Annotated in this window: 13 protein-coding genes; 5 read left to right on the forward strand and 8 right to left on the reverse strand. The window is 69.0% G+C overall.

Translation table 11 applies throughout. The annotated features are described in order from the left end of the window. Positions 1-5: 5 nt before the first annotated feature. The gene (locus tag AC1Z3W_RS23765; protein ID WP_124834874.1) at positions 6-1403 is read left to right on the forward strand and encodes a sigma-54 dependent transcriptional regulator; all 1398 of its coding nucleotides are present in this window, start codon (positions 6-8) and stop codon (positions 1401-1403) included. Positions 1404-1445: 42 nt separating this feature from the next. Further along, a complete protein-coding gene (locus AC1Z3W_RS23770) occupies positions 1446-2417 on the forward strand; it encodes a thymidylate synthase (RefSeq protein WP_057928142.1) in 972 nt (323 codons plus the stop codon). Positions 2418-2526: 109 nt separating this feature from the next. On the opposite strand, the gene AC1Z3W_RS23775 is transcribed toward AC1Z3W_RS23770, so the two are convergent. Continuing rightward, positions 2527-5064: a DUF6600 domain-containing protein gene (locus tag AC1Z3W_RS23775; RefSeq protein ID WP_483508563.1), complete on the reverse strand. Its 2538-nt coding sequence runs from the start codon at positions 5062-5064 to the stop codon at positions 2527-2529. Between the two features lie 162 nt (positions 5065-5226). Then, the gene (locus AC1Z3W_RS23780; protein WP_483509585.1) at positions 5227-5946 is read right to left on the reverse strand and encodes an ArsR/SmtB family transcription factor; all 720 of its coding nucleotides are present in this window, start codon (positions 5944-5946) and stop codon (positions 5227-5229) included. A gap of 176 nt (positions 5947-6122) precedes the next feature. Here AC1Z3W_RS23780 and AC1Z3W_RS23785 point away from each other — a divergent pair, with 176 nt between their 5' ends. Next, complete coding sequence (locus AC1Z3W_RS23785; protein ID WP_006753078.1) at positions 6123-6263, forward strand: hypothetical protein; 141 nt, start codon at positions 6123-6125, stop codon at positions 6261-6263. Positions 6264-6393: 130 nt separating this feature from the next. Beyond that, positions 6394-6906, forward strand: a complete 513-nt coding sequence (locus tag AC1Z3W_RS23790) for an acyl-CoA thioesterase (RefSeq protein WP_014897688.1) — start codon at positions 6394-6396, stop codon at positions 6904-6906. 71 nt (positions 6907-6977) lie between these two features. On the opposite strand, the gene fumC is transcribed toward AC1Z3W_RS23790, so the two are convergent. The 3 genes from fumC to AC1Z3W_RS23805 all read right to left on the reverse strand — a co-directional run bounded on the left by fumC (position 6978) and on the right by AC1Z3W_RS23805 (position 10250). Next, the gene (fumC, locus tag AC1Z3W_RS23795; RefSeq protein WP_124834872.1) at positions 6978-8372 is read right to left on the reverse strand and encodes a class II fumarate hydratase; all 1395 of its coding nucleotides are present in this window, start codon (positions 8370-8372) and stop codon (positions 6978-6980) included. Positions 8373-8513: 141 nt separating this feature from the next. Beyond that, a complete protein-coding gene (gene norM / locus AC1Z3W_RS23800) occupies positions 8514-9902 on the reverse strand; it encodes a multidrug efflux MATE transporter NorM (protein ID WP_124834871.1) in 1389 nt (462 codons plus the stop codon). 129 nt (positions 9903-10031) lie between these two features. Then, positions 10032-10250, reverse strand: a complete 219-nt coding sequence (locus tag AC1Z3W_RS23805) for an RNA-binding S4 domain-containing protein (protein ID WP_006753074.1) — start codon at positions 10248-10250, stop codon at positions 10032-10034. A 280-nt stretch (positions 10251-10530) separates the two neighbouring features. On the opposite strand from AC1Z3W_RS23805, the gene AC1Z3W_RS23810 reads away from it, so the two are divergent. Beyond that, positions 10531-10941, forward strand: a complete 411-nt coding sequence (locus AC1Z3W_RS23810; protein WP_175825458.1) for a hypothetical protein — start codon at positions 10531-10533, stop codon at positions 10939-10941. Between the two features lie 117 nt (positions 10942-11058). Here AC1Z3W_RS23810 and AC1Z3W_RS23815 read toward each other — a convergent pair whose 3' ends face one another. The 3 genes from AC1Z3W_RS23815 to AC1Z3W_RS23825 form a co-directional block, all read right to left on the reverse strand. Continuing rightward, the gene (locus AC1Z3W_RS23815) at positions 11059-11823 is read right to left on the reverse strand and encodes a DUF4088 family protein (RefSeq protein WP_057928075.1); all 765 of its coding nucleotides are present in this window, start codon (positions 11821-11823) and stop codon (positions 11059-11061) included. Between the two features lie 159 nt (positions 11824-11982). Then, positions 11983-12321 (reverse strand): AzlD domain-containing protein, encoded by a 339-nt coding sequence (locus AC1Z3W_RS23820; RefSeq protein WP_006757668.1) that lies wholly within the window; start codon positions 12319-12321, stop codon positions 11983-11985. After that, positions 12318-13091 carry an AzlC family ABC transporter permease gene (locus tag AC1Z3W_RS23825; RefSeq protein ID WP_124834868.1) on the reverse strand — a complete coding sequence of 258 codons (774 nt, stop codon included), beginning with the start codon at positions 13089-13091 and terminating at the stop codon, positions 12318-12320. The genes AC1Z3W_RS23820 and AC1Z3W_RS23825 overlap by 4 nt, the downstream gene beginning before the upstream one ends. Positions 13092-13187: the final 96 nt, after the last annotated feature.

Raw genomic sequence — 13187 nt, forward strand, 5'->3', positions numbered from 1 at the left:
GGCATATGGGAGCCGAGCAGCGGCATGTGATCTATTTCTCGCGCGAACCGAACGACGCGTTGCGCGGGCATTTCGACGAATGCGGGTGGCGCGTCGATCTTGCGGAAAGCGCTCGCGACGTGCGGCGTGTCGTCCAGCACGGCGTGGCATCCGCCGGCCTGCTCGATTTCTCGCCGGGTTTCAGGCCCGCGGATCTGCGCGAACTCGAAGCGTGTCTGAGCATCCAGCACATCGGCTGGATCGCGGCGACCCGGCGTGGCCAGTTGCAGGACGCCACGTTGCGGCATCTCATTCGTGACTATTGCTTCGACTACGTGACGATGCCGTACGAGACGTCGCGCATCGTCGAGACCGTCGGCCATGCGCACGGCATGGTCGCGCTGACCGACACGGTGGCGTCCCCCGTCGGCGCCGGGCGCGCCGAAGGCGAGATGGTCGGCACCTGCGATGCGATGCTCGGGCTCTTCAGGACGATCCGGCGCGTCGCGACGACCGATGCACCGGTGTTCATCTCCGGCGAGTCGGGTACCGGCAAGGAGCTGACGGCCGTCGCGATTCACGAGCGTTCGGCGCGCGCACACGCACCGTTCGTCGCAATCAACTGCGGTGCGATTCCGTCGACGCTGCTGCAAGCCGAACTGTTCGGCTATGAGCGCGGCGCGTTTACGGGCGCGAACCAGCGCAAGATCGGCCGTGTCGAGGCTGCGAACGGCGGCACGCTGTTTCTCGACGAAATCGGCGACCTGCCGCTCGAGAGCCAGGCGAGCCTCTTGCGGTTCCTGCAGGAAGGCAAGATCGAGCGGCTCGGCGCGCATGTATCGGTGCAGGTCGACGTGCGCGTGATCTGCGCGACACATGTGGACATGGAAGCGGCGCTGCGCGAAGGGCGGTTCCGCGAGGATCTGTTCCACCGTCTGTGCGTGCTGAAGATCGAGGAGCCGCCGCTGCGCGCGCGCGGCAAGGATATCGAGGTGCTCGCACGCCACATGCTCGAGCGTTTCAAGGGCGATGCGCATCGCCGCCTGCGCGGCTTCTCTCCGGACGCGATCGCCGCGCTCTATGGCTATTCATGGCCGGGCAACGTGCGCGAGCTGATCAATCGCGTGCGCCGCGCGATCGTGATGTCGGAGGGCCGGATGATTACCGCGGCCGATCTCGAGCTCCATGAATTCGCGGTACTGGCGCCCGTATCGCTCACCGAGGCGAGGGAAGCGGCCGAACGGCAGGCGATCGAGCAGGCGCTGCTGCGTCATCGCGGCCGTTTCGCCGATGCGGCGCGCGAGCTCGGTGTGTCGCGTGTCACGCTCTACAGGCTGATGTGCGCACACGGAATGCGCGACCGCAGCGACCCGCTGGGCGGGTTTTCGGCGTCGTTGCCGGAGGTTCCGCATCACGCTTGCTAAAATTGGCGGGTGACGGCCGCCCTCGCGGCCGAAGGAACCCGCATGAAACAGTACCTCGACCTCGTTCGCACCATCCTCGACACCGGCACCTGGCAGGAAAACCGCACGGGCATCCGCACCATCAGCATGCCCGGCGCGATGCTGCGGTTCGACCTGCAGCAAGGCTTCCCGGCCGTGACGACCAAGAAGCTGGCGTTCAAGTCCGCGATCGGCGAGTTGGTCGGTTTCCTGCGCGCGTCGCGCAGCGCGGCCGATTTCCGTGCGCTCGGCTGCAAGGTCTGGGATGCGAACGCGAACGACAACGCGCAGTGGCTCGCGAACCCGTACCGCCAGGGCGTCGACGACCTGGGTGACGTGTACGGCGTGCAATGGCGCCAGTGGCCCGGCTACAAGGTGCTCGACGCGGGCGCCGACGCGCAGATCGCCGACGCGACGCGCCGCGGTTTCCGGGTCGTCACGCGTTTCGACGAGGACGGTGCGCCGAAGGTGCTGGTGTACAAGGCGATCGACCAGTTGCGCCAGTGTCTCGACACGATCATGGAGAACCCGGCGGACCGCCGCATTCTGTTTCATGCATGGAATCCGGCCGTGCTCGACCAGATCGCGCTGCCCGCGTGCCATCTGCTGTATCAGTTCCTGCCGAACGTCGCGAAGCGCGAGATTTCGCTGTGTCTGTATATCCGCAGCAATGACGTCGGGCTCGGCACGCCGTTCAACCTGACCGAAGGCGCCGCGCTGCTGTCGCTCGTCGGCCGGCTGACGGGCTACACGCCGCGCTGGTTCACGTATTTCATCGGTGACGCGCACATCTACGAGAACCAGCTCGACATGTTGCAGCAGCAACTCACGCGCGAGCCGTACGAAAGCCCGCGGCTCGAGATCGCCGAGCGCGTGCCGGACTACGCGAAGACGGGCGTGTATGCGCCCGAATGGCTCGAGCAGATCGAGCCGTCCGATTTCTCGCTCGTCGGCTACCGGCACCATGAGCCGCTGACCGCGCCGATGGCGGTCTGAGCAGCGGCGCCCGCTGGCTGCGCGGGTTGTACGACCCGCATCCGGCAGAGTGAAGAAGGCCCGACCGGCATACCTGCCGGTCGGGCCTTTCTGTTTCTTCGGGCGATCGTTACTGATGACGCCGCTCGTCGTGGCCGCCGGGCGGCGGATTGCTCGGGTGCGGCGCCTCGACGTGCGGCGTCGGTTGCGGCCGCGGTTCCATGTGCGGTGCGGGCATCGACGGTCGCGGTTCCATGCGAGGTGCGGGCATCGACGGCCGCGGCTCCATGCGCGGAGCCTGCGGTTGCGGTCGCGGCATTTCATGCGCCACGTGTGCGGGTGGGCGGTACTCGTTCACGCGCGGCGGTGCGACTTCGCGGTGCGGTGCCGGTTGCGCGAATTCGGGGCGCGGTTGCGGCGCCGGCGCAGTCCGCTCCGGACGCGGCTGCGCATGTTGGGCCGGCGTCGGGAAATCGGGGCGCGGACGCGGCTGCGGAATCTGCGCGGTCGTGTCGGGTCGCGGTTGCGGCGACGCACGCGGCGTTTCCTGCCGCCCGCCGGGTTGCGTTACGGGCGCGCCTTCCTGATGCGGGACCGGCGCCGCGCCGCGCACGGGCGGCAACGCATTCTGGCCCGCTGCGTGGAGCGCGGTCGGCGGCGTCGCGCGCTGACGCTCCATCGGTGTGTGCGGCTGCATCCAGGCAGGGGCGGGCGCCGCGGCTGCATGCGCGTTGTCGCGCGGGGCCGGCTCGTTGCCGGCCGTCGGCGGGTGCGGGACGCCATTTCCCGGACCCAATGCCTGATGCGGAGCCGGATTGCCCGGCGCCTGCGGCGTCGCGCCGTTGGCGAAGCGCGGCGCATTGGGGGCCTCGCCGTTCATCGGTCGCATGCCATTCTGCACGAGCGGCATCGGCGCGCCTGGCCGTGCCGCCTGTGTCGGGGCCGGCTGGCCTTCGTGCGGCGCGTGCGCCGGTTGCACGACGGGGCCGTGCGGATTCACGAGCTGCACGTTGCGCATCGCCCATGCGCCGGCTTTCGGATTGCCCGGCACGCGGACCGGGCGAGCCGTATAGTCGGCCGGTACGCTGGTCCTGGCGACAGGGGCGCCCGCGCCGGGCACGTGTCCGCCCTGCCGTGCGAGATGGGCGGCCGCCTGGTCGCGATACGCGGCCGGCACCGCCGGATTGCGCGTTGCGACGAACGTGTGCTGGCCGATCGCCGCCGGCGGCCGGTAGCTGGCCGCGCGCAATCCGCCGGTAAAGCTCTGGCGCACCGGCGCAATGCCGGGCGTGCCCGGCATCACGTGCGCGTTGCGCCATTGCTTCGGATCGACGTGTTGCGAGAAGTGCGCGACCGGCTGGCCGTGCACGAAGGCGGACGCCGGCACGGCCGTAATCGCGTGCGGTGCGCGGAAGTTCACGTACGTCTTGTTGATGTTCGTGATGTTGGTGATGTTCGTCACGTTCACGGTCTTGTTCACCGTGACGTTATTGACCACGATGTTCCGGTTCACGCGATCGTAGTAGTGCGGGCTCCAGCCGCCCCAGCCGGGATGCCACGGTTCGCCCGGGCCGAGTGCGAACCATGCGCAGCCGGCTGCGGCGACGCCGCCGACCGTCAGCGCGACGCTCCAGTCGGGACCGCCGCCGCCGCCCACGAATGCGACGAGCGCCGGCGCGTAGACGGGCGGCTGGCTGACCACCGTCGGGCCGGGCACCCACGCCCAGCTGTCGTCCACATAGGCCCAGCGGCCGTAGTGGTACGGCGCGAAGCCCCACGGCGCATCGTCGACCCACGTCCAGCCCCACGGTGCCTGCCAGATCCAGTGACCGTCGTGATACGGCGCCCAGTCGGCCGGCGTGTCGTTGGGCACCCAGACCGCACCGTAGTTCGGGGTCTCGCGCCACGTGCCGTTCGCGTCGAGATCCTGGTAGCCGGGAATATCGCGCGACACGTAGCGGGCCGATACCGAGCGCTGCTCGGCTGCATCGCGGCTGGCGGCCCACTGATCGAGCGCATCCGGGGCCAGCGCGGCCGATTGCTGCGCGACCTGCAGGTCGGTGCCGGTGAACACGACCTGCTGGCCGGGCGACAGCGGGTACTGCCCATTGCTGCCGTACACGGTCGCGCTGCCGCTGCGCACGGTCACCGTCGTGCTCGCGCCGTTCGGCGCGACATCGACGCGATAGTCGCCGGGGCCCGTGATGCCGAGCGCGAGATTGGGCGTATCGATTTCGTACGACCCGCCGGACGGCAGATCGCGCACGTGCGTCGATACGGTGCCGAGTCCGACCTTCAGTTGCGTCGTCGTGTCGTCGAGGTTCAGCACCGACAGGCTCGTCGATTCACCGAGCCGCACCGCGGTCGAGCCGATGTGCAGCTCCGAGCGCGCACCGGCGTCGTTCCACAGCTGGTCGCCCGTCGTCAGCGGCCGGTTCACGGCGGCGTACGACCACGTATCGGTGCCGGCCGGCTCCGTCGTCACGGCACCCGACATGTAGTTGAGCCGGGCGACGCGGCTTGGCGGATCACCGCCCGGCTGCCGGGCGGCGGTCGCATACGGTGCGGCCGGGGTCGCTTGCGCGAATGCGGGGGGCAGGGTCGCCAGCGCGGCGAACGCGAGCAGCGTGCAGCGTGCGGTTCGCTTGAGCGTGAACAGGGAAGCCATGATGAGCGTCTTCGTCGTGATCGCGGCGCGTCGATTCGTGCCGTCCAGTTCACAATATCCGCTCGGCCTGTTTCAGTGCTCGGTGTTTTGTAAGTCGGATGGCACGCGATGTAACAAAACCTGTCCATCGAGCGCCGTTGTTGCCCGGTCGCAATGCGCGTGTCAAGCGGACGTAAGCCCGGACGCAAGCCAGTCGTCGAAAAGCTGCTGTCCGGGCACGGTGACCCGCAGCACGCGCGGCCGTGCGGTGCGCTCGATCCAGCCGTGTGCGCAAAAGCTGTCGAGCAGTGCCGCGCCGAGCGCGCCGCCGAGATGCGCGCGGCGCTCGCTCCAGTCGAGGCAACCGCATGCGAAGCGGCGCCGGCGCGCGCGCTGCTGCGCGACGTCGATGCCCCAGCGTGCGAGTGCCTGCGTGCCGAGCTCGGTGGTCTCGATCGCGTCGCCGTCCGCACGCAGCCAGCCGCGCGCGGTGAGCCCGTCGAAGATGCGGACCGCGAGTTCGCCGGCCATGTGGTCGTAGCAGGTGCGGGCGTAACGCAGCTCGGCCGGCACCGTGCGCGACGGCGGCGGCACCGGGCGGTTCGGCGCGGCCGCGCGGGCCACGTTCGCGAGCGCCTCGAGCGATGCTGCGATGTCGGCCGATGCAAGCCGGTAGTAGCGGTGCCGGCCGCGCACGTCGAGCGCGAGCAGGCCGCCTTCGGTCAGGCGCGAGAGATGCGCGCTCGCCGCGGACGGCGACAGCCCCGCGATCATCGTCAGTTCGCCGGCCGGACGCGCGCTGCCGTCCATCAGCACCCACAGCATCGCGGCGCGCCCCGGATCGGCAATCAGTGCACCGATCCGGCTCAGGCCGGGAAAGTGGTGGTCGTCTTGATCGGTCATCATCGTGTCTCGTCGGGCGGAATGACTGCAGTGTAGGCGTTGCGTACATTCGATGTTTCGCGTTCGGATGAAATGTCGGATGCGGCGGGGTGCGTACGGCCGCGGCCGGCGACCGCGCACGCGTAGAATGACCGGACGCGGCGGCAGTGGGCCGCCGGATGCGACACGATGCAACGATGAAGACGATTTTCTGCCTGTTGGCGGCTGCGCTCGTCTGCGCGGCCTGTGCGCAGGGCGGCGCGGGTGCCGCCGGCGAGCGGGGCGGCAGCCTCGAGATGTACGGGACGATCGATCAGGGAATCACGGTGCGCCGCTGACGGGGCGCCGAATCTCCGTGCCGATGCCGGTTCAACGCGTGGGTGGCCGCCCGGCGGGAACTGCGACGTGTTGTCGCAGTGCAACGTATAATGCGCCGATTGCCGTACCCCGCCGCCTGGAGCTACCACGATGTCCCAACCGTCCCCCGTACCGGCCGCCCTCGACCGCACCGAAACCGTATTCCGCTTCCTCGCCGAGCCGTCGTCCGTGAACTTCGGCGGCAAGGTGCACGGCGGCGCACTGATGAAGTGGATCGACGAGGTCGCGTATGCGTGCGCGGCAGTCTGGTCGAGCCGCTACTGCGTGACGGTCAGCGTCGGCAACATCCGTTTCCAGCGTCCGATTCTCGTCGGTAACCTGGTTGAACTGAAGGCGCGCGTCGTCGCGACGGGCCGCACCAGCATGCACATCCATGTGTCCGTGCATGCCGGCGATCCGAAAGGCGGCGTGCTGCGCCAGACGACCGACTGCCTGGTCGTGTTCGTCGCGGTTGACGAGAACGGCAACCCAGTGCCGGTGCCGCCGTTCGTGCCCGAGACCGACGAGCAGAAGGTGCTGGCGAAATATGCGGCCGACGTGCGCGCCGCGCTCGACAAGATCGTCGAGATGAAGCCCGAGGAAGTGGCGAAGGGCACCGTCTGACGGCACCGGGCACCGGGCGCCGGGCGCCGCGTTCGCGCCGCGCCCGTCCCGTCATCGCGTCAAACCTGCGATTAGCGTGACCCGATCATCTCTTCGGGGCGCACCCACGCATCGAATTCCGCCTCGGTCAGATAGCCGAGCGCAAGCGCGGCTGCCTTCAGCGTCGTGCCTTCCTTGTGCGCCTTCTTCGCGATCTGCGCGGCCTTGTCGTAGCCGATGTGCGGATTGAGCGCCGTCACGAGCATCAGCGATTCGTTCAGCAGCAGGTCGATGCGCGCACGGTTCGGCTCGATGCCCACCGCGCAGTGATCGTTGAAGCTCTGTGCACCGTCGGCGAGGAGCCGCACCGACTGCAGCACGTTGTGCGCGATCATCGGCCGGAACACGTTCAGCTCGAAGTTGCCGCTGGCGCCGCCGACGTTGACCGCGACGTCGTTGCCGAACACCTGGCAGCACAGCATCGTCACGGCTTCCGACTGCGTCGGGTTCACCTTGCCCGGCATGATCGAACTGCCCGGCTCGTTTTCCGGGATCGACAGTTCGCCGAGCCCGCAGCGCGGCCCGCTCGCGAGCCAGCGGACGTCGTTGGCGATCTTCATCAGGCCGGCGGCGACCGTCTTCAGCGCGCCGTGCGCGAACACCAGCGCGTCGGCGGCCGCCATCACCTCGAACTTGCTCGGTGCGGTCACGAACGGCAGCTTCGTCAGCCGGCCGATCTCGTCGGCGACGCGCACCGCGAACTCCGGATGCGCGTTCAGCCCGGTGCCGACCGCGGTGCCGCCGAGCGCGAGCTCGTACAGGTGCGGCAGCGCCGACTCGACGTGCCGGACGCCCTGGTCGAGTTGCGCGACATAGCCGGAGAATTCCTGCCCGAGCGTGAGCGGTGTCGCGTCCTGCAGGTGCGTGCGGCCGATCTTTACGATATCGGCGAAGGCCTTTGACTTCGCATCGAGCGTCGCGCGCAGCGTGCGCAGCGCGGGCAGCAGGTGGTTGACGATCGCGTAGGCCGCCGCGACGTGCATCGCGGTCGGGAACACGTCGTTCGACGACTGGCCGCGGTTCACGTCGTCGTTCGGGTGGACCTTGCGCGCTTCGCCGCGCTTGCCGCCGAGCAACTCGCTCGCCCGGTTCGCGATCACCTCGTTGAGGTTCATGTTGGTCTGCGTGCCGGAGCCCGTCTGCCACACCGCGAGCGGGAATTCGCGCGGATGCTTGCCCGCGATGATCTCGTCGGCCGTGTCGATGATTGCGCGGGCCTTGTCGTCGGCCAGCACGCCGAGCGACTGGTTCACGGCGGCCGCGGCGCGCTTGACGATCGCGAGCGCGTGGATCAGCTCGGGAGACTGCTTCTCCGTCGAGATCCGGAAATTCTGCAGCGAGCGCTCGGTCTGCGCGCCCCAGAGCCGGTCGGCCGGCACGGCGATCTCGCCGAACGTGTCGCGTTCCATCCGAACTGCTTCGTTCATGATGCACTCCTCTTGGGAAGGGGAAAGGCCGCGCGTCGCGCGGCGTCTGGCGTATCGTGAGGCAGTCGCGCCGCTGGCGCGGCGTCGTGGGTCTTCAACCGACAAGCATAGCGCCGGCCGCGATTTTGCGTCGTGTCGCGCTCAGCGCGTCGATGCGATGAGCGACGATGTCTTCAGGTGAAAGCGCCACGCCATCAGCACGGCGACGCTCGCGAGGCCGGCCGCGAGCCCCCACCACAGGCCGCGTGCGCCGAGGCCCGCGTGGAACGCCAGCCAGTAGCCGGTCGGGAAGCCGATGCCCCAGTAGCCGAGGGTCGCCGCGAGCATCGGGATGCGTGTATCCCGCAGCCCGCGTAGCGCACCCGACCCGACAGTCTGCATTCCGTCCACGACCTGGAACACCGCGGCGATGCCGAGCAGCGACGCCGCAAGCGACACCGTCGCCGCGTTGGCCGGGTCGTCGAGGTGCAGGTACAGGCCGACGATCGCATGCGGCGCGACGATCAGCACGAGCCCCGACAGCGACATGAACGCGATGCCGAGGCCGAGTGCGACGAAGCCCGCGTGCCGCGCGGCGACCGGTTCGCCGGCGCCGACCCAGTAGCCAACCCGCACGTTGGCCGCCTGACCGATCGCGAGCGGCACCATGAACGCCACCGATGCGACGTTCAGCGCGATCTGGTGCGCGGCAAGCGACGTCGCGCCGAGCACGCCGATGGTCAGGCCCGTGGCGAGAAAGAGCGTCGATTCGACTCCGTACGTGATCGCCACCGGCCAGCCGATGCCGATCAGCTCGCCCATCACGGGCAGCTTCGGGCGGGCGGCGGTCACGAAATGGCGGAACCGCTGGCGGCCGTGCAGCAGCCAGATCAGCGCGAGCGCGGTGAGCCAGATCGTGATGGTCGTCGCGACCGCGGAGCCGAGGAAGCCGAGCCGCGGCAAGCCGAATGCGCCGTGGATCAGCCCGTAGTTCAGCACGCCGTTGACCCCGACGCCGCCGATCGATACCCACAGCAGCCGCCGCGCGGCCCCGATCGCGGGCAGGAACGCGCGCATCAGCCCGACGCCGATCAGGCTGCCGAGCGCCGCGAAGCGCAGGATGCCGGTGTATTCGCCGACGTGATGCGCGAGCATCGGCGGCTCGTGGAACATCAGCAGGATCGGTTCGGACAGCGACAGCGCGATGATCGCCGGAATCGCGAGCAGCACGGACAGCACGAAGCCCGTCCAATAGATATGGGGCACGCGATCCTCGGCCTGTGCGCCGCGCGCATGCGCGACGCTCACGCTCACCGACGACAGCACGCCCTGCAGCACGGTCACGATGACGAAGAAGAAGTTCGCGCCGAGGCCGCCCGCCGCGAGCGAATCGGGGCCGAGCGAGCCGAGCAATACCGTATCGGTGACGCTCATCGCCATCTGCGAGAGCTGCGCGATCGCGAGCGGCGCGGCGAGGCGTGCGGTATCGGCGGCATGACTGGACAGGGACGGCGGCGCGGCGGCCGTCCGCGTAAGACCGGAATGCGACATGGAATGAGCGCTCGCGCGGGTGCGTGCCCGCGCCGTCTGTATTTATTTTGAGAGACAGCCAGCTTACGGCCTTATTCGAACGGTGTCGAACGCGCGCGCCGATGGCCATGTCACGGCAAGGGGGAACCGCTATGCGTCGTGCACGGCGATCCGCGTATCGCCGAACAGCACGACCTGGCCCGCGCGGATCTTGCAGGTCTTGCGCAGCTCGACCACGCCGTCGACTTTCACCGCGCCGGACGCGACGAACATCTTCGCGGTGCCGCCGCTATCGGCGAGGCCGGTGATCTTGAGAAGGTTGTGCAGCTCGACGTATTCGCCGGTCAGCGTGAAATCCAGATTGGGCATGACGAAGGAAGCGCGCGATGCGCGGGAGGAATCGCCCCGCATCATACGGCACCGCGGCCCGGCACGCGAGCGCGGACGTTCGTGCAGGCGCGCGCACCGCAGTTGTTAAGGACTGTGAGCGATTCGTCAGCAAATGAAACGGTGGGTAACAGTCTGACAGATTCGAGAACCGGGCGTGCGTCCCGCGGGTCTTCTGTCGTACCTGCTGCGTGTTGCGGCAGGGGACGCGACGGAGCGTATCGATGCGCTCCGCGCCCACAACTTCTTGAGGAGGATTGTCATGTCCAAGATTCGTACGATGCTGATCGGTGCCGCGCTGACGGCGTTCGCCACTTCGGCCGCATTTGCGCAGACGGGCGTCGCGACACAGGGCGCCGCGGGCGCCGGCGTGCAGACGCAGGCGCCGGCAGCAGGGGCAGGCGCCGGCGCGGGTATGCAGGGCGGAGCCGGCGCCAACGTGTCAAGCAATGCGGTCGGCGGCGCAACCGATGCAGTCGGTGCGGCAGCCGACGGCGCGAAGGATACGGCGGCGTCGTCGGTCCACTCGACCAAGAAGCACGCGAAGCATGCGATGAAGTCGGCCAAGCATCATGCCGGCTCGGCGAAGTCGAAGGTGGGCGACGAAGCGACCGAAGGCGGCGCGTCGGTCGGCGTGCAGGGCGGTGCATCGGCCTCGGGCGCCACGCAGTAAGCGGTGCCAGACCGTCGCACGACGCCCGGCCCGGACGGCGCGTCGTGACGGCGATCGACCGGCGGCCCGGTTCGCTTCGCGCGAACCGGGCCGTTCTTCATGCGCGGGGCCGGACCGTCATGGCCGGCGCTGTTCCGGCGCCGGCCGTGCGGCGGACGGCGTGAACACGCTGCGCAGCCACGCGGCGAGCCGCGTGAACACGTCGTACGGTTCGTCGACGAAGATTTCGGGCTTCAGCAGCCGCAGGTACTCCATGATCTGCTGCGCTTCCTGTTTCTGGAACGAACCGTGCGAGAGCCCGAGCCGCAGCAGGCCGCGCAGTTCGCCGAGCTTGTCGCGCGCGGCGCTGCCGACGCTCATCTCGCATGCGAGCTTCGCCTCGTAGATGCGCTGGCGCAGCGATTCCGCGAGCCGCCACGCGGGCGTCTGCATCATTTCCTCGAGTGCCTGGATGTCGTGCACCGCGCTCTTGATCTGCGCGGCGAGCGGATCGACGAGCGACGGATCGCCTTGCGCTTCGGTGACGATCGCCTTGGCCCAGTCGCGGCACGCCTTCGCGAGCTCGTCAGGCGTCCATTCCGAGCGCGACGCGAAGCCGAAGCCGAATTCGCCGGCCTGCCGCATCAGGATCGCGACGACGTCCGGGAATTCCTTGTCGAGCGTGCGTTTCGCCCACGCGTACTGGCCACCCTCGAGCATCCGCTGCACGGCATGCTCGGTCAGCGGCACCATGTTGTCGAGCAGCTTGGCACGCAGGAAGTCCTCGAACGACGGCGTCGCGAACTGCGGGTCGAGTTTCAGCGACACGCGCACGAACGCGTCGTAGTCCTTGCGCAGGGACGCAAGCGTGTCGTCCTTGAGGGAAAGGGTGATCTGGCCCATGAATCGTCTCGATGGCGGCCCGCGCGTGCCGGCGTCCGACGCCGTGCACCGGTATGGGCGCAGCGTCGACGGACCGGTTCGCGCCGAGGCCGATGGCGGATCTTCATCCCCTATATCGGCGCGCAGGACGGAAACTTGAGCGCGGCCGGCGACGTCCGCTCAGGCCGGCAGCCAGTGCGGCATCACGATCCCTTGCCAGAAGAAGAACACTGCGAGCCCGAGCGCGATCGTCACGAGCGGCCGGCGCGTCGTCGCCGACACGAGCACGGCCGCGAGCGCGCCGACCAGCTGCGGATTGCGCCAGGTCAGCTCGGCCGTGCCGCCGTGCGGCGAAACCGTCATCGGCACGATGATCGCGGTCAGCACGGTGACGGGCACGAAGCCGAGTGCCGTCCGCACGAGCGGCGGGAAGGTCAGCCGCTCGCCGAACAGGAACAGCGTCGTCCGGATCGCATAGGTGATCGCGGCCATCCCGAGGATCAGCAGTGCGTAGCTCACGATGCGGCCTCCGTGCGTGAGCCGGTGCGCGAGCGCTCGTGCATCAGCGTGAGCGCGACGCCGACCGCGACGCCGGCGGCGACCGCGCCCAGCAACCCGAGCTTGTACGGCCAGCCCTGCCAGAAGTACGCGAGCGTGCCGGCAGTTGCGGCGGCCGCGAAATAGCGCAGCGTGCCGAGCTGCGGGACGACGATCGCGATGAAGGTCGCCGCCATCGCGAAATCGAGGCCGAGCGACTGGAGGCCCGGGAAGGCCGCGCCGAAGCCGATGCCCGCGAGCGTCCAGACCTGCCAGTTCAAGTACATCGCGAGGCCCGAACCGAAGAAGTAGTGGGGGCCGATCGCACCGGGCGGAAAGTGCCGGTAGTGCGCGTAGGCGACCGCGAACACCTCGTCGGTCATCAGCGCGCCGAGCGTTGCGCGCCAGCGCAGCGGCAGGTGCGCGACATACGGCGCGAGCGTCGCGCTGTACAGCAGGTGGCGCAGGTTCACGATCAGCGTCGTCGCGAGCACGACGACGAAGCTCGCGCTGCCGGCGATCAGGCCGAGCGCGATGAATTGCGCGGAGCCCGCGAACACCGCGAGCGACATTAGCGCGCCGTGCCATGCGGTCAGCGGCCCGCCGCCGACGAGCGTGCCGAAGATCACGCCGAACGGCGCCGCGCCGATCATCATCGGGATCGTGTCGCGTGCGCCGTCGAGCCATTCATTGAACGGACGGCGGGGCAGGGACGAGGGGATGGGTGTCGAGTTCAAAGGGCGCTTCTCCATGGAATGGAGGATAGCGGGCCGATCTCGTGGCGGCTTGTATGTTCTTGCGCCCGCGGGCGCCGGCTGCCGCGGGCGGGTGATGCGGGGTGAGGAGCG

This window comes from Burkholderia sp. 10_S31 (genome assembly GCF_056930375.1).

Coding starts and splice junctions, on each gene's coding strand:
- AC1Z3W_RS23815 (WP_057928075.1), bottom strand. CDS start 11,823: ATGGGCCAGATCACCCTTTCCCTCAAGGACGACACGCTTGCGTCCCTG.
- norM (WP_124834871.1), bottom strand. CDS start 9,902: ATGTCGCATTCCGGTCTTACGCGGACGGCCGCCGCGCCGCCGTCCCTG.
- AC1Z3W_RS23785 (WP_006753078.1), top strand. CDS start 6,123: ATGAAGACGATTTTCTGCCTGTTGGCGGCTGCGCTCGTCTGCGCGGCC.
- AC1Z3W_RS23805 (WP_006753074.1), bottom strand. CDS start 10,250: ATGCCCAATCTGGATTTCACGCTGACCGGCGAATACGTCGAGCTGCAC.
- AC1Z3W_RS23775 (WP_483508563.1), bottom strand. CDS start 5,064: ATGGCTTCCCTGTTCACGCTCAAGCGAACCGCACGCTGCACGCTGCTC.
- AC1Z3W_RS23825 (WP_124834868.1), bottom strand. CDS start 13,091: ATGGAGAAGCGCCCTTTGAACTCGACACCCATCCCCTCGTCCCTGCCC.
- AC1Z3W_RS23765 (WP_124834874.1), top strand. CDS start 6: ATGGGAGCCGAGCAGCGGCATGTGATCTATTTCTCGCGCGAACCGAAC.
- AC1Z3W_RS23790 (WP_014897688.1), top strand. CDS start 6,394: ATGTCCCAACCGTCCCCCGTACCGGCCGCCCTCGACCGCACCGAAACC.
- AC1Z3W_RS23770 (WP_057928142.1), top strand. CDS start 1,446: ATGAAACAGTACCTCGACCTCGTTCGCACCATCCTCGACACCGGCACC.
- AC1Z3W_RS23810 (WP_175825458.1), top strand. CDS start 10,531: ATGTCCAAGATTCGTACGATGCTGATCGGTGCCGCGCTGACGGCGTTC.
- AC1Z3W_RS23780 (WP_483509585.1), bottom strand. CDS start 5,946: ATGACCGATCAAGACGACCACCACTTTCCCGGCCTGAGCCGGATCGGT.
- fumC (WP_124834872.1), bottom strand. CDS start 8,372: ATGAACGAAGCAGTTCGGATGGAACGCGACACGTTCGGCGAGATCGCC.